This is a genomic window from Polaromonas sp. (genome assembly GCF_036676035.1).
Classification (GTDB): Bacteria; Pseudomonadota; Gammaproteobacteria; order Burkholderiales; family Burkholderiaceae_C; genus Polaromonas.
In genome coordinates this window covers 17,052-34,779 of record NZ_JAKFDR010000052.1, presented here as the reverse complement: position 1 = coordinate 34,779, position 17,728 = coordinate 17,052, and the positions used below count along the sequence as shown (strand labels likewise).

General features: G+C 62.5%; 19 protein-coding genes. 13 read left to right on the top strand and 6 right to left on the bottom strand.

Going from position 1 to position 17,728, the window contains the following annotated elements; all coding sequences use genetic code 11:
* On the bottom strand, window positions 1–552 hold a 552-nt coding region (locus V6M61_RS08210), incomplete at its 3' end, for a GntR family transcriptional regulator (RefSeq protein ID WP_332776077.1).
* Window positions 553–737: 185 nt separating this feature from the next.
* Here V6M61_RS08210 and V6M61_RS08205 point away from each other — a divergent pair.
* Genes V6M61_RS08205 through V6M61_RS08190 form a run of 4 tightly spaced genes read left to right on the top strand, consistent with a single transcriptional unit; the run spans window position 738 to window position 4,782 of the window.
* Window positions 738–1,928: a CaiB/BaiF CoA transferase family protein gene (locus V6M61_RS08205; protein ID WP_332776076.1), complete on the top strand. Its 1,191-nt coding sequence runs from the start codon at window positions 738–740 to the stop codon at window positions 1,926–1,928.
* Window positions 1,928–2,737: an enoyl-CoA hydratase gene (locus V6M61_RS08200; protein ID WP_332776075.1), complete on the top strand. Its 810-nt coding sequence runs from the start codon at window positions 1,928–1,930 to the stop codon at window positions 2,735–2,737. Before V6M61_RS08205 ends, V6M61_RS08200 begins: the two co-directional genes overlap by 1 nt.
* Window positions 2,738–2,786: 49 nt before the next feature.
* Window positions 2,787–3,785 carry a zinc-binding dehydrogenase gene (locus V6M61_RS08195; protein ID WP_332776074.1) on the top strand — a complete coding sequence of 333 codons (999 nt, stop codon included), beginning with the start codon at window positions 2,787–2,789 and terminating at the stop codon, window positions 3,783–3,785.
* A gap of 25 nt (window positions 3,786–3,810) precedes the next feature.
* Window positions 3,811–4,782: a tripartite tricarboxylate transporter substrate binding protein gene (locus V6M61_RS08190; RefSeq protein WP_332776073.1), complete on the top strand. Its 972-nt coding sequence runs from the start codon at window positions 3,811–3,813 to the stop codon at window positions 4,780–4,782.
* 99 nt (window positions 4,783–4,881) lie between these two features.
* Here the strand turns inward: V6M61_RS08190 and V6M61_RS08185 are convergent, their stop codons facing one another.
* Window positions 4,882–5,835, bottom strand: a complete 954-nt coding sequence (locus tag V6M61_RS08185) for a bifunctional helix-turn-helix transcriptional regulator/GNAT family N-acetyltransferase (protein ID WP_332776072.1) — start codon at window positions 5,833–5,835, stop codon at window positions 4,882–4,884.
* A gap of 41 nt (window positions 5,836–5,876) precedes the next feature.
* Window positions 5,877–6,233 carry a cupin domain-containing protein gene (locus V6M61_RS08180; RefSeq protein WP_332776071.1) on the bottom strand — a complete coding sequence of 119 codons (357 nt, stop codon included), beginning with the start codon at window positions 6,231–6,233 and terminating at the stop codon, window positions 5,877–5,879.
* 76 nt (window positions 6,234–6,309) lie between these two features.
* Here V6M61_RS08180 and V6M61_RS08175 point away from each other — a divergent pair, with 76 nt between their 5' ends.
* Complete coding sequence (locus V6M61_RS08175; RefSeq protein ID WP_332776070.1) at window positions 6,310–7,146, top strand: AraC family transcriptional regulator; 837 nt, start codon at window positions 6,310–6,312, stop codon at window positions 7,144–7,146.
* A gap of 124 nt (window positions 7,147–7,270) precedes the next feature.
* On the opposite strand, the gene V6M61_RS08170 is transcribed toward V6M61_RS08175, so the two are convergent.
* Both V6M61_RS08170 and V6M61_RS08165 read right to left on the bottom strand, forming a co-directional pair.
* Window positions 7,271–9,439 (bottom strand): 3-hydroxyacyl-CoA dehydrogenase NAD-binding domain-containing protein, encoded by a 2,169-nt coding sequence (locus V6M61_RS08170; protein ID WP_332776069.1) that lies wholly within the window; start codon window positions 9,437–9,439, stop codon window positions 7,271–7,273.
* Complete coding sequence (locus V6M61_RS08165; protein ID WP_332776068.1) at window positions 9,439–10,644, bottom strand: acetyl-CoA C-acetyltransferase; 1,206 nt, start codon at window positions 10,642–10,644, stop codon at window positions 9,439–9,441. Before V6M61_RS08165 ends, V6M61_RS08170 begins: the two co-directional genes overlap by 1 nt.
* Window positions 10,645–10,719: 75 nt before the next feature.
* On the opposite strand from V6M61_RS08165, the gene V6M61_RS08160 reads away from it, so the two are divergent.
* From V6M61_RS08160 to V6M61_RS08150, 3 genes are all read left to right on the top strand, one after another.
* Window positions 10,720–11,481: a metallophosphoesterase family protein gene (locus tag V6M61_RS08160; protein WP_332776067.1), complete on the top strand. Its 762-nt coding sequence runs from the start codon at window positions 10,720–10,722 to the stop codon at window positions 11,479–11,481.
* A gap of 19 nt (window positions 11,482–11,500) precedes the next feature.
* Complete coding sequence (locus tag V6M61_RS08155; protein ID WP_332776066.1) at window positions 11,501–12,664, top strand: acyl-CoA dehydrogenase family protein; 1,164 nt, start codon at window positions 11,501–11,503, stop codon at window positions 12,662–12,664.
* Between the two features lie 219 nt (window positions 12,665–12,883).
* Complete coding sequence (locus V6M61_RS08150) at window positions 12,884–13,636, top strand: glutathione S-transferase (protein ID WP_332776065.1); 753 nt, start codon at window positions 12,884–12,886, stop codon at window positions 13,634–13,636.
* A 34-nt stretch (window positions 13,637–13,670) separates the two neighbouring features.
* Here the strand turns inward: V6M61_RS08150 and V6M61_RS08145 are convergent, their stop codons facing one another.
* On the bottom strand, window positions 13,671–14,093 hold the full coding sequence (locus V6M61_RS08145; RefSeq protein ID WP_332776064.1) for a VOC family protein: 423 nt from the start codon (window positions 14,091–14,093) through the stop codon (window positions 13,671–13,673).
* A gap of 226 nt (window positions 14,094–14,319) precedes the next feature.
* On the opposite strand from V6M61_RS08145, the gene V6M61_RS08140 reads away from it, so the two are divergent.
* The 5 genes from V6M61_RS08140 (at window position 14,320) to V6M61_RS08120 (ending at window position 17,721) form a co-directional block, all read left to right on the top strand.
* Window positions 14,320–14,835 carry a DUF1269 domain-containing protein gene (locus V6M61_RS08140; protein ID WP_332776063.1) on the top strand — a complete coding sequence of 172 codons (516 nt, stop codon included), beginning with the start codon at window positions 14,320–14,322 and terminating at the stop codon, window positions 14,833–14,835.
* Window positions 14,836–14,898: 63 nt separating this feature from the next.
* Window positions 14,899–15,405 (top strand): hypothetical protein, encoded by a 507-nt coding sequence (locus tag V6M61_RS08135; protein WP_332776062.1) that lies wholly within the window; start codon window positions 14,899–14,901, stop codon window positions 15,403–15,405.
* A 301-nt stretch (window positions 15,406–15,706) separates the two neighbouring features.
* Window positions 15,707–15,922, top strand: a complete 216-nt coding sequence (locus V6M61_RS08130; RefSeq protein WP_442957749.1) for a glutathione S-transferase family protein — start codon at window positions 15,707–15,709, stop codon at window positions 15,920–15,922.
* A gap of 63 nt (window positions 15,923–15,985) precedes the next feature.
* A complete protein-coding gene (locus V6M61_RS08125; RefSeq protein WP_332776061.1) occupies window positions 15,986–16,516 on the top strand; it encodes a DUF1269 domain-containing protein in 531 nt (176 codons plus the stop codon).
* 26 nt (window positions 16,517–16,542) lie between these two features.
* The gene (locus tag V6M61_RS08120) at window positions 16,543–17,721 is read left to right on the top strand and encodes a cytochrome c oxidase subunit II (protein WP_332776060.1); all 1,179 of its coding nucleotides are present in this window, start codon (window positions 16,543–16,545) and stop codon (window positions 17,719–17,721) included.
* Window positions 17,722–17,728: the final 7 nt, after the last annotated feature.

The window sequence follows — 17,728 nt, the reverse complement described above, 5'->3', positions numbered from 1 at the left end:
CCGGTGCTCGATGTTGGAGCGCCGCATGTTCCCGGGCGAATTGAAGTAGCGCCGCCTGAACAGGTGCAGCTCCTTGACATAGTCGTCATAAGTTTCATGGGCCCGCTGGTTGTTGGACAGGCGCAGGATCAGCGCGTGGAATTGCAGGTTCAGGTCGTAGTAAAGATCAGCGTCTTCGGCGTCGCAGGCCGCATCCATCTGTGCGAGAAGCCGCTCAAACTGCTGCTTGTGTTCTTCGTTGACATGTTCCGTTGCGCGTTCGGCCGCAAAGCCGAAGACCAGTGCCCGGAGCTCATAGATCTCCAGCATCTCGCGCACCGAAATCTGCCGCACGAAGACGCCGCGATTGACGACGGCCTTGACGATGCCCAGGCCCGTCAGCATGCGGATGGCCTCGCGGATGGGGCCGCGACTGGTGCCCATGCGCAGCGCCAGCGCGGCCTCGTTGAGGCGCTCCCCGGGCTTGAGTGCGCCGGTGTAGATCAGGTGCTTGAGCTCTTCCGCAATGAAGAGCGGCAGTCCCTGTTCGGGCTTTTCTTGGAGTGAGGTCATGGCTGGGTGGGCCGGCCACGCGCGATCTGAATGCGTGCCACCGGTACAGGAATAGTACCTGAAAAAATATTTCCAGAAGACGAAATCCCTTGAAGTGTTATCTATAACAAAGAAAGTGTTGACACTTATTGATTAAAAGATGACACTTGCATTTTTATTTTTGCTTCCATTTCTGGATTTTCCTTATGCCTCACATGCCTGCTTCTTCCGCACTCCAGCGTTTTCGCGTGGTGGATCTCACCCAGGTGCGGGCCGGCCCGACGGCCTGCCGCCAGCTGGCCGACTGGGGCGCCGACGTGATCCAGGTGCAGATGCCGGAGCACATGCGCGGCGACGACACGCTGGGCGGGCAGGAAGGCTCGGACTATCAGTACACGCACCGCAACAAGCGCTCGATCACCCTCAACCTGAAAGAGGCCGAAGGCATCAGCGTTCTCAAGCGCCTGATTGCCGGGGCCGACGTGGTGGTGGAAAACTTCCGGCCCGACGTCAAGTTCCGGCTGGGCATCGACTACGAGACCCTGAAGCCGGACAACCCGGGCCTGGTGTATGCCAGCATCTCGGGTTTCGGCCAGTCCGGCCCGCTGGCTGCGCGCCCCGGCTTTGACCAGATTGCCCAGGGCATGGGCGGGCTGATGTCCGTGACCGGGATGGCCGAGCAGGGCCCCATGCGTGTGGGCATTCCGATCGCCGACTTGTGCGCCGGTATTTTCGCGGCCCAAGGCATCCTGGTGGCCCTGCTGGAGCGCGAAAGCTCCGGCAAGGGGCAGTGGTTGCACACCTCGCTGCTCGAGTCCATGGTCTACATGATGGATTTTCAGACCTCGCGCTGGCTGATCGACGGTGAAGTAGCCAGCCAGGCCGGCAACTTCCATCCCACCAGCATCCCGACCGGGGTGTACAAGGCGCGCGATGGCTACATGAACATCGCCGTGTTTGGCTCCAAGATCTGGGAGCGCTTTTGCGACATTCTGGGCGCGCCGGAGTGGGTCAGCGATGAACGCTACAAGGACAAGCAGGGACGATCGGTCAACCGCGACTCGCTCAACGCCGAAATCAACCGGCTTCTGGCCGCACAGGACCGCGCTTACTGGATTGAGCGCCTGAACGCCGGTGGCGTGGCCTGCGGCCACATCAGCAATGTGAAAGAGGTGTTTGAGGAGCCGCAGATCCAGCACCTCAACATGGTCAAGGAGGTGGTGTCCAAACACCTCGGTGCGCAACGTCTCGTGGGCCAGCCCATGCAGCTTGAGCGCACGCCCAGCACCATCGCCCGTGCGGCGCCGCGCCGCGGCGAACATACCGAAGAAGTCCTCGCTGAACTGGGCTGGGGCGCCGAAGACCTGGTGCGCATGAAATCAACTGGAGTGTATTGATGTCATCTATAAGTTATGAATCCCCTACCGAACGTGTGCAGACCTGGCTCGATGCCTCCACGCTGCACATCCGCTTCAATAACCCGGCACGCCACAATGCCCTGTCGGTCGACATGTGGGAAGCCGTTCCGGCGCTTTTGAGCCTGGCAGAAACCGACGACCGGGTGCGGCTCGTGGTGTTCTCGGGTGCAGGCGAGAAATCCTTTGTGTCCGGCGCCGATATTTCGCAGTTTGAAGACATGCGCGCCGCGCGTGAAGCCGTGACACGTTACGAACACATGGCAGAAAACGCGCTGATGAGCATCCACAACTTCAACAAACCCACGCTGTCGTGCATTCGCGGTTATTGCATCGGTGGTGGCGTGAATGTGGCAATCAGCTGCGACATCCGCATTGCCTCCACCGACTCGGTGTTTTCGATTCCCGCAGCCCGCCTGGGCCTGGGCTACCGTTACTCGGCCATGAAAAACCTGGTGGACCTGATTGGCCCCGGCGCCGCCAAGGACCTGTTTTTCACGGCCCGCAAGATCGGCGCCCGGGAGGCCCAGTCGCTGGGCCTGATTTCGCGTGTGTGCGAGCCTGAACAACTGTCGGCCCTGCTGGCGGAGTACACCTCGGCCATGGCGGCCAATGCGCCGCTGACCATACGCGCGGCCAAGGCCATCACGGCTGAAATCCTCAAGCCTTCGCCCGAACTCGACATGGCGCTGTGCCAGCAACTGATCCGCGTCTGTTTTGACAGCGCGGACTATGCCGAAGGCCGCCAGGCTTTCATGGAAAAACGCAAACCCGTCTTCAACGGCAAATAAGTGGCAGTCAAGCGTGCCCCGAGCCGGCAGATATAGAAAGAAAACACCCATGCAGTCTTATTGGATGCAAATGACCGACGACCACGCCACGTTGGAGTTGCGCGACGTGCCGCAGCCCGAACCAGGCCCGCAGCAGGTGCTGGTGCGCCTGCACGCAGCCAGCTTGAACCGCGGCGAGTTCATTGCCGGCCATGGGCTGCATGGAAAATCAGGCAGCGCCAAGGCCGTGGGCATGGAAGGCGCGGGCGAAGTGGTGAAGCTAGGCCCGGGTGTGAGCAGCTTCAAACCGGGCGACCGCGTCATGGGGCGCTGTCCCGGGGCTTTCTCCGAATATGCCTTGATGGACTTGCGCGAAACCATGGCCATGCCCGCGAACCTTTCGTGGGAAGAGGCGGCCAGTGTTCCGCTGACCTTTCTGGTGGTCTACGACATGCTGGTGTTGCAGGGTCGCTTGGCGGCCGATGAATGGCTGCTGATCAACGGCGTCTCGTCGGGCGTGGGCGTGGCTGCGTTGCAGGCCGCTAAGGCCCTGGGGGCGAAAGTGATTGGCACCTCCGGCTCGGCCGACAAGCTTGCCCGCCTCAAGCCGCTGGGCCTCGACGTCGGCCTGTGCACGCGCTCCGCTGATTTTTACGATGCCGTGATGCAGGCCACCGGCGACAAGGGCGTGAACCTGGTGGTCAACACGGTGGGCGGTTCGGTGTTTGCCGAGGGTGTCCGCTGCATGGCCTTCCAGGGACGACATGCAACGATCGGCTATGTCGACGGCGTGCTCAAGGCCGAGATCGACCTTGAGGCGCTGCATGCCAAACGCCTCACGCTGTTCGGTGTATCCAACAAGCAGCGCACGCCCGAGCAACGTGCCCAGGCGGTGCCGGGCTTTGTGGCCGACATGGTGCCCGCCCTTGCGGCGGGCACCATCAGGCCGCTGGTGGACAGGGTGTTTTCGTTCGATCAGCTCGCCGCCGCCAAGGCGCACATGGAAGCCAACCAGCATCTCGGCAAGATCGTGCTGGCCATCTCGGGCGAACGCCAAGCCGCATTTTGACCATTCAACCAAGGAGACATTCACCATGAAAAAACTAGGCATTCTGTCGGCGCTGGTTCTCGGCAGCCTGAGCTTCGGCGCCGTGGCCCAGGCCCCAGCGTATCCTTCCAGGCCGATCCGGCTGCTGGTCGGTTTTGCGCCTGGCGGCGCGGCCGATTATGTGGCGCGTGCGATGAGCGATGCATTGGGCAAGGCCATGGGCCAGCCCATCGTGATCGAAAACCGTGCAGGCGCCGGTTCCAGCATCGCCGCCGAGGTAGCGGCCAAGTCCGTGCCGGACGGCTACACCGTGCTGATTGCCAGCCCGAGCAGCATCTCCGTGAATCCGGCACTCAATACCAAGCTGCACTACACCGCGCGCGACCTGATGCCGATTACCAAGCTGACCAGCTCCCCGCTGGTGATCGCGGCCAACCCGGCCACGGGCATCAACTCGATACAGGATCTGATCGTACGGGCCAAAAAAGCACCCGGTGCGCTCAACTACGCGACATCGGGCAACGGCTCGGCGCCGCACCTGGGGGCCGCGCTGTTCATCCAGCTCACCGGCGTGCAGATGACACACATTCCGTTTCGCGGTGGCAGCCTGGCCATTCAATCAGTGATCGCGGGCGATACACAGCTGACCTTCGGTACGCCGCCGTCGGTCTTGCCCATGATGCAGGCCGGCCGTCTGCGCGGACTGGCGGTGAGCACCCGCGAGCGCACGGCGCTGGTGCCCGGCGTGCCGGGCATGGCCGAGGCGGGGCTGCCTGAATATGGCATTGAATTCTGGTATGGCCTTTTTGTGCCGGCGGGTACGCCCCCGGCCATCATCAAAAAGATATTTGAAGCCACCGCCACCGCGATGCAGCAGCCTTCGGTCAAGGCCGCGCTTGCCCGCGAGGGCACGGAGGTGGCGTTGTCGCCATCGCCCGAGCAGTTTGCCGCGTTTTTGAACGAAGACGCCAAATTCTGGGTCAAGCTGGTCAAGAACGCGGGCGTCAAGCTCGAGTGACCGTTGTGTGGGGCCGGGGGCGTGGCTAGCAGCCGCTGACCGAGGCCGGCCACCAGTCCAAAGACGGATCAAGCCCGGCGCAAGCCGGCCTCTATGACTTTACAGCCGCAATTCCCAGGTTTCACCCACCAGCTCTTTGCCATAGCCGCTGAAAGACTTGCTGTGCATCAACTTGAAGCCACGTTTGGCATAAATGCCGCGAGCCGCGTCGAGATGGCTGTTGGTCCAGAGCACCATTTTTTTGTAGCCCTTGCGGCGCGCGAACTGAATGCATTCATCGGTGAGCCGTGCGCCCAGGCCCAGGCCGCGGGCTTGGGGGCTGAGAATCAGCAGGCGCAGCTGCGCCACGGTTTTGCTCTTGCGCACCACAAAGACCGAGCCCACGCGTTCGCCGTCGAGTTCCGCGATCCAGCCCTTTTCCCATTCGGGCTGGAAGTTGCGGATGTAGCGCGCTGCGATCTCGGCCACCAGGGCTTCAAATTCGCTGTTCCAGCCGTATTCGCGAGCGTAAATTTCGCCGTGCTGCTGCACCACCCAGCCCATGTCACCGGGTTGGGGGTTGCGCAGGACAATGGTTCGGGTTGGCGCGGGTTCAGTGGCTGGAGCCAGCAGGCGCTGCACGGTACTCATGGCGCTCACCAGCTTTTGCTGTTCACCGGGGGCAAGCGCCATCAGCAGCGCCGCTGCTTCATCGCTGGATTGTTGCTGCAAGGGCGCAAACACCTGGTGCCCGGCCTCGGTCAGCGCCAGCAGGCTTTGCCGGGCGTCGGCCACAGACGGCACGCGCGCCAGCCAGCCCTGGTTTTCAAAGCGGCGCAGGATGCGGCTCAGGTAACCGGCGTCGAGCGCCAGGTCGCGCCCCAGTTCGGAGGCCGTGGGCTGGTCGCGGTGGGCCAGCTCGTACAGCACCCGTACCTCGGTGAGCGACAGGTCGCTGCCCAGATAAGGGTTGAGCACGCCAATGCGCTGGGTGTAAAAACGGTTAAAGCCGCGAACAGCCTGGATGTGGGCCGTAGCTGACGGCGATGGAGCAGGGGAAAGTGACGATGCCATACTGACCATCGTCAAATAATTGATTGACTATGTCAAGTAATTCAAATCACGCGGCGCGGAGCTGCAGTGGCGGTGTCGCCGCTGTTCGGCGTGCCGGTCGGCTCGATCAGCAGCAGGTGAGCCTCTTCCCGTGCGTGCGGGCGGTGCTCCACGCCGCGCGGTACGACGAACATCTGGCCGGCGGTGAGTTGCACCGTCCGGTCGCCGGGCAGGTCGATGTTGAGCGTGCCCTTGAGCACCAGGAAGAAATCGTCCGTGTCCGGGTGCGAATGCCACTTGTATTCGCCCTGGACCTTGACGACCATGACGTCGTGGCCGTTGAACTCGCAGACCGTACGCGGCTGCCAGTGGCCCTCAAAGGTGGACAGCTTGGCGTGCAGGTCGATGGCTTCTTTCATGGGATTTTTCTCGCTGGGTGTCAATGGAGATGCAAGTTTCCTTGTTTGCGATGGCTGCGTCTTGTACGATTGTTTCATGCAGAACTGCGACATTGCGCCAAAAGACTGGGCTCATTTCCAGCCTGGCGCGCTGGCCGGCGTCACGCTGATGAAGGCGCATTTCACCGAGCATGCGTTCGAGCGCCACAGCCACGAGACGTATTCCATCGGCGTCACCGCCTCGGGTGTGCAAACCTTTCGCTGCGGCGGCTCGCTGCACGCCAGCTTGCGCGGCGACGTGATCCTGTTCAATCCCGACGAGGCGCATGACGGGCAGCGCGGCACGCAGGAGGGCTTTGGCTACGCCATGCTCTACGTTTCCCGGCAGGTCATGGCTGAATGCCAGGACAAGGAGGCCGGCATCGACATGGCGGCCTACTTCGCCCAGCCGGTCGTGCGTGACCCGGTCATGGGCCAGGCCTTGTCACGTGCCATCAGTGCCGTGGGGCAAGCCCAGGAGTCGCTGCGCGCAGAAGAGCTCACCCGCGATACCTTGACTCGGCTGTTGCAGCGCCATGGCGAGCGGCGTGCGGCAGATACGGCCAGGCCGGCTGGCGCGACGCGCATGGCGCGCATCCGCGACTACCTCAGCGCGCATTTTGAGCAGGACATCACTGTGGACACCCTGGCGCGCGAGGTCGGGCTTTCGCGTGCTCACCTCACGCGGGCTTTTGCACAGCAATTTGGCGTGCCGCCGCACCTCTACCTGAACGCGGTGCGAATTCAGCGTGCCCAGGCGGCCATGATGGCCGGCCAGCCGCTGGCCGAGGTGGCCGCAGCCTGTGGCTTCGCCGACCAGAGCCATTTCAGCCGCCGCTTCAAGGGCAGCATGGGCCTGTCACCCGGGGCCTGGCTGCGTCAGATGAGGGCTTAAACGCAATACAGTTCAGGTATGTCCCATACCCCGCTCGGGCTGAGTGAGGTAACCAAGCTTCAAGAGCCCTTCGATACCTCTCAAGAACGGAGGACAGATTAATCGGCCATGACTTATGTAAGTTTCAATAAGTCGGCTGGTGTTGACGGATGGCGTCCTTCACGGCGCTGGTCAGTACAAAGCCGGGGCCAAATTGGGCGGCCAGTTCATCAGAGCGGTTGATGAAGCTGTCTATGCCCATGCCGTAAATGAACTGCATGGCTCCTCCGGTCCAGGCCGGAAAACCAATGCCGAAGATGGAGCCGATATTGGCGTCGTGCACGGTGGTCAGCACGCCTTCGCTCAGGCAGCGTGCGGTTTCCACCGCCTGGCGGTAGAGCAGGCGGTCTTTCAGCGCGTTGATGTCCCAGGCGACGTCGGCCTTTTCAAACAGGGTTTTGAGTTCGGGCCACAGGCTTTTCCTGGCGCTCTTGTCGGCCTTGTCGGCGGGGTAGTCGTAAAACCCGCCGCCGGCCGCGCGTCCGGGCCGCTTGAACTCCTTGACCATGCGCTCGACCAGCAATTCACCCGGCGTGGCCATGTAGGTCTTGCCCTCGGCGCTGAAATCGGTCCGGGTCTGGTCCAGCACATGCACGCTCAAACTCAGTGCGGTTTCATCCAGCACGGCCAGCGGGCCCACCGGCATGCCGGCCTGGATGCCGGCGTTTTCAATGGCTGCCGCGGGAATGCCTTCGCCCAGCATGGCCGCGCCCTCCATCACAAAGGTGCCAAACACGCGGCTGGTGAAAAAGCCGCGCGAATCGTTCACCACAATCGGAATCTTGCCGATGGCCTGCACATAGTCAAACGCGCGCGCCACGGTTTCATCGTCCGTCGCCTTGCCGCAGATGATCTCGACCAGCTTCATCTTGTCGACCGGGCTGAAAAAATGGATGCCGATGAATTTTTCAGGCCGGGTGCTGGCCGTGGCCAGCCCGCTGATGGGCAGCGTCGAGGTGTTCGAGGCAAAAAAACCACCAGGCGCCAGCAGCGGTTCGGCTTCCTGCGTCACTTTGGCTTTCAGGTCACGCCGTTCAAACACCGCTTCAATGATCAGCTCGCAGCCCGCCAGATCGGCCACCTGCTCGGTGGCGGTGATGCGTGACAGCAGGGCGGCTTGGTCCTGAAGGCTCATGCGCCCCTTGTCCACGCGCGGCTGCGTGATTTTGGCGCTGTAGGCCTTGCCGGCATCGGCCTTGTCCTGGCTCACGTCCCTGAGCACCGTGGCAATGCCTTTGCTGGCCTGCGCGTAGGCAATGCCCGCGCCCATCATGCCCGCACCCAGCAGGCCGACCTTGGCAGGCTTGTAGCGCCCTATGCCCTTGGGACGCGACTGCCCGCTTTTGATCGCGTTCATGTTGAAAAAGAAGGTGTTGATCATGGCCTTGGCATTGACGCCGGTCATGAGTTTGGCCAGGTAGCGGCTTTCAATGCGAAAGGCGGTTTCCAGATCCACCAGCGTGCCTTCGACCATGCAGGCCAGAATGGCCTCGGGGGCCGGGTAGAGGCCGCGCGTCTGTTTTTTGAGCATGGCCGGCGCCACGCTCAGGGCCGCGGCGATCTTGGGGCTGGCCGCCGTGCCGCCGGGGATTTTGTAGTCTTTGGCGTCCCACGGGTGTTGCACGCTCGGGTGGGCGGCTATCCAGGCCAGCGCCTTGCCGCGCAGTTCAGAGGCCTCGCTTACCAGCTCATGCACCAGGCCCAGTTCCAGCGCTTCGCGCGGGCCAAAGGTTTTGCCCTCAACCAGATAGGGTTGCGCGCCCATCAGGCCCAGGTGGCGCGTCATCTTGGTCACGCCGCTGGCGCCGGGCAGCAGGCCCAGCGTGACTTCGGGCAGGCCAAACTGCGTCTTGTTGTCATCGACTGCCACTCGGTGGTGGCCCACCAGCGCCACCTCCCAGCCACCGCCCAGCGCCGTGCCGTTGAGGCAGCTCACCACGGGCACGCCCAGTGTTTCGAGCGTGCGGAAGTTTTTCTTCACGCGCTCCACCTCGGCGTAGGCCCTGGGCGCGTCGGCGGGCGTGAGCCGCATCACGGCCTTGAGGTCTGCGCCCGCAAAAAACGTGCTTTTGGCCGAGGCCAGGATGACGCCTTTGATGTGCTCCTTGTCCCTGAGCACCTGTGCCGCGGCTTCACTCAGGTCGTCCTGCCATTGCAGGCACATGGTGTTGACGGGGGAGTCGGGCTCGTCAAAGGTGAGGATGGCCACCTTGCCGAAATATTCGTCAGCCAGTTCGTACTTGATGGTTTTCATCAGATTCTTTCCACAATCGTCGCAATGCCCATGCCGCCGCCCACACACAGCGTGGCCAGGCCGTAGCGCAGCTGGCGCCGGTGCAATTCATCAATCAGCGTGCCCAGAATCATGGCGCCCGTGGCACCCAGCGGGTGGCCCATGGCAATGGCGCCGCCGTTCACGTTCACCTTGCCCGGCGGCACTTTCATCTCTTTCATGAAGCGCATCACCACGGCGGCAAAGGCTTCGTTGACTTCAAACAGGTCGATCTGGTCCACCGTCATGCCCGCCTTGGCCAGCGCCTTGCGCGCAGCGGGCATGGGCCCGGTCAGCATGATGGTGGGGTCGGCCCCGCTCAGCGCCGCCGCCACGATGCGGGCGCGCGGCTTGAGTTTATGAATCTTGCCGGCCGCCTCGGAGCCAATCAGCACCGCCGCCGCGCCATCCACGATGCCCGATGAGTTGCCGGCATGGTGCACGTGATGGATGCGCTCAAGCTGCGGGTAGCGCTGCAAGGCCACCGCGTCAAAGCCCATCGCGCCCAGTTGCTCAAATGCCGGCAAGAGCCGCGCCAGGCCTTCCAGCGTGGTGTGGGGTTTGATGAATTCGTCCTGCTCCAGGATGGTCTGGTCCAGAAAGTCTTTCACGGGTACCACCGAGCTGGCGAAGTAGCCGGCCTCACGCGCCTGGGCGGCGCGTTGCTGGCTTTGCAGCGCATAGGCGTCCACGTCGTCGCGGGTAAAGCCTTCCATCGTGGCGATCAGGTCGGCGCCAATGCCTTGCGGCACAAACAGTGTGGCGCTGTTGGTTTCCGGGTCTTGCGCCCAGGCGCCGCCATCGGAGCCGATCGGCACGCGGCTCATGCTTTCCACGCCGCCGGCCACCACCAGGTCCTCCCAGCCCGAGCGCACTTTCTGCGCGGCCAGGTTCACGGCTTCCAGGCCCGAGGCGCAAAAGCGGTTGATCTGCACGCCCGAGGCCCTGAAATCCCAGCCCGCCTTGAGCGCGGCCACCTTGGCTATCACCGCACCTTGCTCGCCAATCGGCGACACCACGCCCATCACCACGTCGTCTACCTGCGCGGTGTCAAAGCCGTTGCGCCGCTGCAGCTCGGTCAGCACGCCGGCCAGCAGGTTCACGGGCTTGACCTCGTGCAGGCTGCCGTCTTTTTTCCCCTTGCCGCGCGGGGTGCGGATGGCGTCGTAAACGAATGCTTCGGTCATGCTGTGTCTCCTCGAACGGGTCAATTTGCAGTATATTATTTTTTACCAAGCAAGTGCTTTGTATAAATATCCACCATGCGCCTCGCCGTCATTTCCGACATCCATGGCAACCTGCCGGCCCTCGAGGCGGTGCTGGCCGACATCGCGCGGCGCGGCGCAGACCTCACCGTGAACTGCGGCGACATTCTTTCGGGCCCGCTGTGGCCTGCTGAAACCGCTGACCGCCTGATGGCGTTGCAGTTGCCCACCATTGCAGGCAACCATGAAAGGCAGTTGCTGCACTGCGCCGGCCAGCCCGGTGGAGCGTCAGACCAGTATGCGTTTGAGCACACCACGCTGGCGCACCAGCAGTGGCTGGCCTCGCTGCCTGCCACACTGCAGCTGGCGCCAGACGTCTACGTCTGCCACGGCCAGCCGGCCACCGACCTGGAGTACCTGTTGGAAACACTGGAGCCCGCAGGCTCGCGCATGGCGCGGCCGGCGGAAGTGGCTGCGCGGCTGGCGGGCACGGCTGGGGCACAGGCCAGCCTGGTGTTGTGCGGCCACAGCCATCTGCCGCGGACCATGGCCGTGAGCATCGACAAAGGCCTCGCGGGCGGCACGCTGTGCGTCAACCCCGGCAGCGTGGGCCTGCCTGCGTTTGACGACGACCATGGGGCCTATCACATGCACGAAACCGGCTCGCCCCACGCGCACTACGCGCTGTGCAGCCGCACACCCGCCGGCTGGGCTGTGGCCCAGGTGGCTGTGCCTTACGACTGGGGCGCCGCCAGTGCCAAGGCCACACGCGAGGGCTCAGCCGACTGGGCACGCTGGCTGGCCACAGGCTACGCATGAGTTTTAATTGGATGACACGATGATCGAACGCACCCTTTTCAGCAGCGACCACGAGGCCTTTCGCGACAGCTTCCGCCGCTTTTGCGACAAGGAGATCGCGCCGCACCATGAGGCTTGGGAAGAGCAGGGCTATGTGGCGCGCGAGGTCTGGAACAAGGCCGGCGAGAACGGTTTTCTCTGCATGACCATGCCCGAGGAGTACGGTGGCTCGGGTGCAGATAAGCTCTATTCAGTGGTGCAGTTCGAGGAGCTCAACGCGCGCGGTTTCACCGGTATCGGTTACAGCCTGCACAGCGAAATCGTCGCGCCCTACATCCTGCACTACGGAACGGAAGCGCAGAAGCGCAAGTACCTGCCTTTGCTTGCCAGTGGCGAAATGGTGGGCGCCATCGCCATGAGCGAACCCGCTGCCGGCAGCGACCTGCAAGGCATCAAGAGCACCGCCATCAAGCAAACCGACGGCAGCTACCTGCTCAACGGCAGCAAGACCTTCATCACCAACGGCTGGCACGCGGACTTGGTTGTCGTGGTGGCCAAGACCAACCCGGCCGAGGGCGCCAAGGGCACCAGCCTGCTGATCGTGGAGCGCGGCATGAAGGGCTTTGAGACAGGCAAGCGCCTCAAAAAGCTGGGCCTGAAGGCGCAAGACACGAGCGAACTGTTCTTCGACAACGTGCGCGTGCCCGCCGACAACCTGCTGGGCGGCGAGGCGTATGAAGGCAAAGGCTTCATCTGCCTGATGGAGCAGCTGCCCTGGGAACGCATGCAAATCGCCATCGGCGCCGTGGCCGCCGCCCAGGCTGCGATTGACGGCACCGTGGCCTATGTGAAAGAGCGCAAGGTCTTCGGCCAGCCCGTGGCCGCCTTTCAGAACACCCGTTACACCCTGGCCGAGCTCCAAACCGAGGTGCAGATCGCGCAGGTGTTCGTGGATAAATGCACCGAGCTGGTCTGCCAGGACAAGCTCGACACCGCCACCGCCAGCATGGCCAAGTACTGGTGCTCAGACCTGCAGTGCAAGGTGATGGACGAATGCGTGCAGCTCTTCGGTGGCTATGGCTATATGTGGGAATACCCGATCACCCGGGCTTACGCCGATGCGCGGGTGCAGCGCATCTATGGCGGAACGAACGAGATCATGAAAGAGGTGATTTCGCGGGCGATGGGGTTGGGTGGAAAGTAGGGGTTTTATTGACAGTCTGAAAGAACGAAATGGGCCGAATGTTTAAAAAATAAGCCTGCAGCCCAAGAGATACGGGCGCTGGGAGCTATTATTTTGATAGCATTTTGCACTGGCACCCTGGCCCAGACGCGGCCGCCGTGATGCTATGTGCGTATCAGTTCTTTCGCCATGATTTCACTGTCCGGTACGCGGCACTACTATTCATGACTTTGAGGAGAAATGTTGTACCACCTCCACTACTGGCCCACCATCCAGGGCCGCGGCGAATTCATCCGCCTCGCGCTCGAAGCCGCCGGCGCGCCCTACGTCGACGTCGCGCGCGGCGACGAGCCGGCGGGGCAGGGCATGACGGCGATGTCGCACTACCTGGAAGACGACTCAGTCTCTCGCCCGCCGTTCGCCTGTCCCTTTCTCGTCGATGGCAAGCTGGTCATCAGTCAGACGGCGGCGATCCTGCTGTACCTGGGGCCTAAGCTCGCTCTGGTGGGCAAGAGCGAGGCGGATCGGCTCTGGACGCACCAGATCCAGCTGACCATTGCCGACATCGTGCAGGAGGTGCACGACACGCACCACCCGGTTGCCAGCGGCCTGTACTACGAAGACCAGCAGCCCGAGGCGCAGCGCGCGGGCCGGCATTTTCGCACCGAGCGCATTCCCAAGTACCTGGCCTGGTTCGAGGCGGTGCTCTCGCGCAACCCGAGCAACGCGGGGCGCCTGGCTCAGGGCAGGGGGCCGCACCTGGTGGGCGGGCGGCTCAGCTACGCCGACCTGTCGCTGTTCCAGCTGGTCGAGGGGCTGCTTTATGCCTTTCCAAAGGCGACGAAGCGCCAGCTGAAGAAGTCGCCGCACGTGCTTGCACTGCACGCGGGTGTGGCGCAGCACAAGCGGGTGGCGGCCTACCTCGCCAGCGAGCGGCGTCTGCCGTTCAGCGAGGAAGGCATCTTCCGGCGCTACCCGGAGCTCGATGGCTGAGTGGCCGATCCGCTGCCGATGGACAACGTGGGCCTCAGTCCGGCGGTAGAAAGTCGGTGTTGTAGACCACCTCCCACAAGTGGCCGTCCAGGTCCTGGAAGTAGCCGGCGTAACCACCCCAGAAAGTTTTTTGCGCCGGCTTCACGATCCTGGCGCCGGCCTTTTCCGCCTGGGCCATCACTTCATTGACCTCCTGCTCGCTGCGAACGTTGTGGCCGATCGTGAAGTCCGGGGATGATCGGCCCTGATTCGCAATGCCAGTATCGTGCGCCAGGCTGTCTCGCGGCCAGATCGCCAGTTTCAGGCCTGGCTGCAGATCGAAGAACGCGACCGCGCCGTGCTCAAACTGCTGGCCAATAATGCCTGGCGTGGGCAAGCCGAGGCCGTCGCGGTAGAAACTGAGGGACTTCTCCAGGTCGTCTACACAGACTGTGAGAACGGAAATTCTGGGCTTCATGGTGATAGGCTCCTGTGATGAGTTGATCCGCCGATCTTCCTCTGAATGATGAACGCCTGCTTGAACAAAACGGCCAAAGCCGTGGACGCAGACCTTGCCCAGACTATCGGCAGCTATACGCAAACGCAAGTGCTGCAACAACTTGCACACGCGTTTGCGCAGGTGTATAAGTCAATCGTGCTTGTTCTATGTCCTAGGGTCACATGGTGTGATGAGAGGGGGTCTTATGAGCAGACGCATTTACTGGCTGATGCCGGATGCGGCGAGTGCCAGGCAGGCGGTGGATGACTTGCTGCTGGCGCGCGTGCCGGTGCAGCATATTCACTGCGTCGGACGTGAGGGCATGAACCTGTCCGGGCTTCATCCTGCCAATGTCTTGCAGACGACCGACGTGATTTACGCAGCCGAAACGGGACTTCTGATCGGTGGCACGATTGGCGTCGTGGCGGGCTTGCTGGTGGCCATGTACTACCCCCTCGGGATCGATTCATTGCAGTGGGGTGTCGTGGGTGTGCTGGGTGTGCTGGGCGCCTTGTTTGGCGCCTGGGCGTCAAGCATGATTGGCATTTCCGTGCCGAGCCACCGGCTCAAGCGCTTCGAGGCCGCCATCGAGGAAGGACAAATTCTGCTGATGGTGGATGTGCTCAGCTTGCAGGTCAAGGACATCGAGAATCTGTTGCAAGCATCTCGTCCGGAAGCCCGTTTTGCGGGCGAGGATGCGGACACCCCGGTGTTCCCCTGAAGCACCAGGACGCGCACCGAACCATCGGAGCGGGAGTATTTCCAAATTGGATGGGAGGTGGTCATGGATATTCGCATGCATTCGCACCGCTGGCAGCGCCTGCTGGACTGGCCTGCTGCCGCAGTAGCCGGGCTCGCCGCAGGCGCCATCCTGATGGTGCTGGAATTGTTCTGGTCCGCTTTGGTCAGCGGCGGCAGTCCATGGGCGGCCTCACACATGATCGCCGCCATCGTGATGGGGCCGGGCACGCTGCAATCGTCGGACTTCAGCCTCCATGTCGTGGCCGTGGCGCTGGCCGCCCACTACCTGCTCGGCATCGTATTTGGCCTGGTGCTCGCGGCCATCATCGCGCCGTTTCACAGGGAGTCGAGTGTGAGCGTGGTGTCGTTGGCCGGGGCGGTGTTCGGTACGGTCTTGTACCTGCTGAACTTTCACGGCATGGTTCATTTTTTCCCGTGGTTCGTCGAATGGCGTGGCGGGGCAACGCTGGTGACCCATCTGATCTTCGGGATGACGGTTGCACTTCTGTACAGGAAGCTGGATCGATATGAGGCGAACCATCAACGCTGATTGGCGCTGCTTTCACCCCGTTCGCATTTGTAAAAATAGCGTTAACAGGCCCTAGACTGTTTGTCGATGCGAAATACGTCAATCTGCCGCGCGAGGCGGATCGTCTCTGGACGCACTAGTGTGGTGTTGCATGCTTGACGGCACAAATAAAACCGATGGATTTTTGTTCAGGGCAAGGCGCAAACCACAGCCATAGTTCCACTATGGCGCGGATTTGCAACGCCGCCATGGACGAAAAGACGCGGTTTTATGTGCCGGATAGCGTGCAACACCACACTAGCTGCAGCTGACGATTGCCGACATGGTGGCCGATGTGGTGGCCGATGTGTACGGCACGCACCAGCCCATTGCCAGCGGGCTCTACTACGAAGAGCAGAAGAAGGAGGCGAAGCGCCGTGCCGAGGATTTTCGCAAGGCCCGGTTGCCCGAATTCCTGGCCTGGTTCGAGGCAGTGCTGGCGCTGGATAAGGCATCGGCATCGGCTTCGGCTTGCGCCGCGCGCCTTACGGAGGTATAAGTTAAGCGTGGTTGTCCCGGTGCTGTGCCGTAAGATCTCCGCGATGTCAAAAAAGAGGGTGCCATGAAAAGACGCATCTACTGGCTGATACCCGATCTGATCAATGCCAGACGGGCGATGAATGATTTGTTATCGACCCACATCGAAGCGAAACACATTCACTTTGCGGGGCGCGATGGCATGGACATGACCGGGCTTCATGCGGCCAATGTCTTGCAGACCTCGGACGTGGTTCACGCGGCGCAGACAGGACTGGTGATCGGAGGAGCCGCCGGCGTTTTCGTTGGTCTGGTGGCGGCGATGTTTTACCCCATCGTGGGTGATTCACCGCAATGGGAAGTGGTCGCTGTGCTTCCCGTCCTCTGGGGAGTGATCGGCGCCTGGTCGTCCAGCATGATCGGCATTTCCATCCCAAGCCCCCGGCTGCAGCGTTTCGAGGGGGCCATCGAGCAAGGGTGGATCTTGCTGATGGTGGATGTGCTCCCTTCGCGCGTGGAAGAAATCGAATCACTGCTGCAGGCTTCGCACCCTGAAGCTCATTTCGAAGGCGTGGATAGGCACGGCTTCGCGTTCCCCTTGGTGGGCGTTCGCTAGCCTGATGCCGGACAGAGAAGCCGCACATGATCATGGCCCTCGCGCTGCTCGTCATCGTCCTCGGATCGGTGCTGTTCCATTTTTTCACGCCCTGGTGGACGACACCGCTGGCCTCGAACTGGCAGTCGATGGACGACATGCTGACGATCACGCTGGTGATCACAGGCATCTTCTTTGTGGTCATCAACGTTTTCCTCGCCTACACGCTGTGGCGCTATCGCCATCGCGACGGCCACAGCGCGGCCTATAAGCCCGAGAACAGGAAGCTCGAGTTCTGGCTGGTCGGCATCACCAGCGTTGGCATCATGGCGCTGCTGGCGCCCGGCCTGGTGGTTTACGCGAACTATGTCAGGCCGCCGCGCGATGCCATCGTGCTGGAAGTGCTGGGCCAGCAGTGGCAGTGGCATTACCGTTTTGCGGGTGCCGGCGGCAAGCTGGGTGCCAGTGACGCCCGTTTTGTGAAGGCCGCCAATCCGTTCGGCCTTGATCCCGGCGACCCGGCCGGACAAGACAACATCCTGGTCGCCGGCAACGAGGTGCATTTGCCGCTGGACAAGCCGGTGAAGGTGCTGCTGCGTTCGAACGATGTGCTGCATGACTTTTACGTCCCGCCGTTTCGTGCCCGCATGAACATCGTGCCGGGCCAGGTGAGCACCTTCTGGTTTACGCCGACCAAAACCGGCCGCTACGAAGCGCTGTGCGCCCAGTTGTGCGGCATCGGTCATCCCAATATGCGCGGCTTCGTGGTGGTGGAAGACGAGGCTGCCTTCCAGGCGTGGCTGAAGACGCAGCCGACTTTTGCCATGACGATGGCCAGCCCGGCGCGTGGCGCCCCTGCCGGAGCGCCTGCCGCTGGCGCCGATGCGCGGGTCGCGCAGGGCGAGGCCTTGGCCCGATCCAAGGGCTGTGTGGCTTGCCATACGGTCGATGGCAGCGCCATGGTGGGCCCGACGTGGAAGGGCCTATCCGGCAAGACGCAAACCCTGGCCGACGGCGCCACGGTGCTGGCCGATGAGGCTTACCTGAGGCGCGCCATCCGCGAACCCCAGGCACAGGTGGTGAAGGGCTTCCCCCCCATCATGCCGCCGACTGCCCTGAGCGACGAAGAGCTGGCCGCGCTGGTGGCCTATATCCAGACTCTCGGTGGGCCGGCCCCGGCCCCGGCTGCGCCCGAGCCTAAAGTTGAGCAGAAGGCGCAACGATGAACACCCT

Bases quoted from the DNA above. Each gene is read 5' to 3' on its own strand.
- V6M61_RS08205 (WP_332776076.1), top strand. From the start codon at position 738: ATGCCTCACATGCCTGCTTCTTCCGCACTCCAGCGTTTTCGCGTGGTG.
- V6M61_RS08200 (WP_332776075.1), top strand. From the start codon at position 1,928: ATGTCATCTATAAGTTATGAATCCCCTACCGAACGTGTGCAGACCTGG.
- V6M61_RS08195 (WP_332776074.1), top strand. From the start codon at position 2,787: ATGCAGTCTTATTGGATGCAAATGACCGACGACCACGCCACGTTGGAG.
- V6M61_RS08190 (WP_332776073.1), top strand. From the start codon at position 3,811: ATGAAAAAACTAGGCATTCTGTCGGCGCTGGTTCTCGGCAGCCTGAGC.
- V6M61_RS08185 (WP_332776072.1), bottom strand. From the start codon at position 5,835: ATGGCATCGTCACTTTCCCCTGCTCCATCGCCGTCAGCTACGGCCCAC.
- V6M61_RS08180 (WP_332776071.1), bottom strand. From the start codon at position 6,233: ATGAAAGAAGCCATCGACCTGCACGCCAAGCTGTCCACCTTTGAGGGC.
- V6M61_RS08175 (WP_332776070.1), top strand. From the start codon at position 6,310: ATGCAGAACTGCGACATTGCGCCAAAAGACTGGGCTCATTTCCAGCCT.
- V6M61_RS08170 (WP_332776069.1), bottom strand. From the start codon at position 9,439: ATGAAAACCATCAAGTACGAACTGGCTGACGAATATTTCGGCAAGGTG.
- V6M61_RS08165 (WP_332776068.1), bottom strand. From the start codon at position 10,644: ATGACCGAAGCATTCGTTTACGACGCCATCCGCACCCCGCGCGGCAAG.
- V6M61_RS08160 (WP_332776067.1), top strand. From the start codon at position 10,720: ATGCGCCTCGCCGTCATTTCCGACATCCATGGCAACCTGCCGGCCCTC.
- V6M61_RS08155 (WP_332776066.1), top strand. From the start codon at position 11,501: ATGATCGAACGCACCCTTTTCAGCAGCGACCACGAGGCCTTTCGCGAC.
- V6M61_RS08150 (WP_332776065.1), top strand. From the start codon at position 12,884: ATGTTGTACCACCTCCACTACTGGCCCACCATCCAGGGCCGCGGCGAA.
- V6M61_RS08145 (WP_332776064.1), bottom strand. From the start codon at position 14,093: ATGAAGCCCAGAATTTCCGTTCTCACAGTCTGTGTAGACGACCTGGAG.
- V6M61_RS08140 (WP_332776063.1), top strand. From the start codon at position 14,320: ATGAGCAGACGCATTTACTGGCTGATGCCGGATGCGGCGAGTGCCAGG.
- V6M61_RS08135 (WP_332776062.1), top strand. From the start codon at position 14,899: ATGGATATTCGCATGCATTCGCACCGCTGGCAGCGCCTGCTGGACTGG.
- V6M61_RS08130 (WP_442957749.1), top strand. From the start codon at position 15,707: ATGGTGGCCGATGTGGTGGCCGATGTGTACGGCACGCACCAGCCCATT.
- V6M61_RS08125 (WP_332776061.1), top strand. From the start codon at position 15,986: ATGAAAAGACGCATCTACTGGCTGATACCCGATCTGATCAATGCCAGA.
- V6M61_RS08120 (WP_332776060.1), top strand. From the start codon at position 16,543: ATGATCATGGCCCTCGCGCTGCTCGTCATCGTCCTCGGATCGGTGCTG.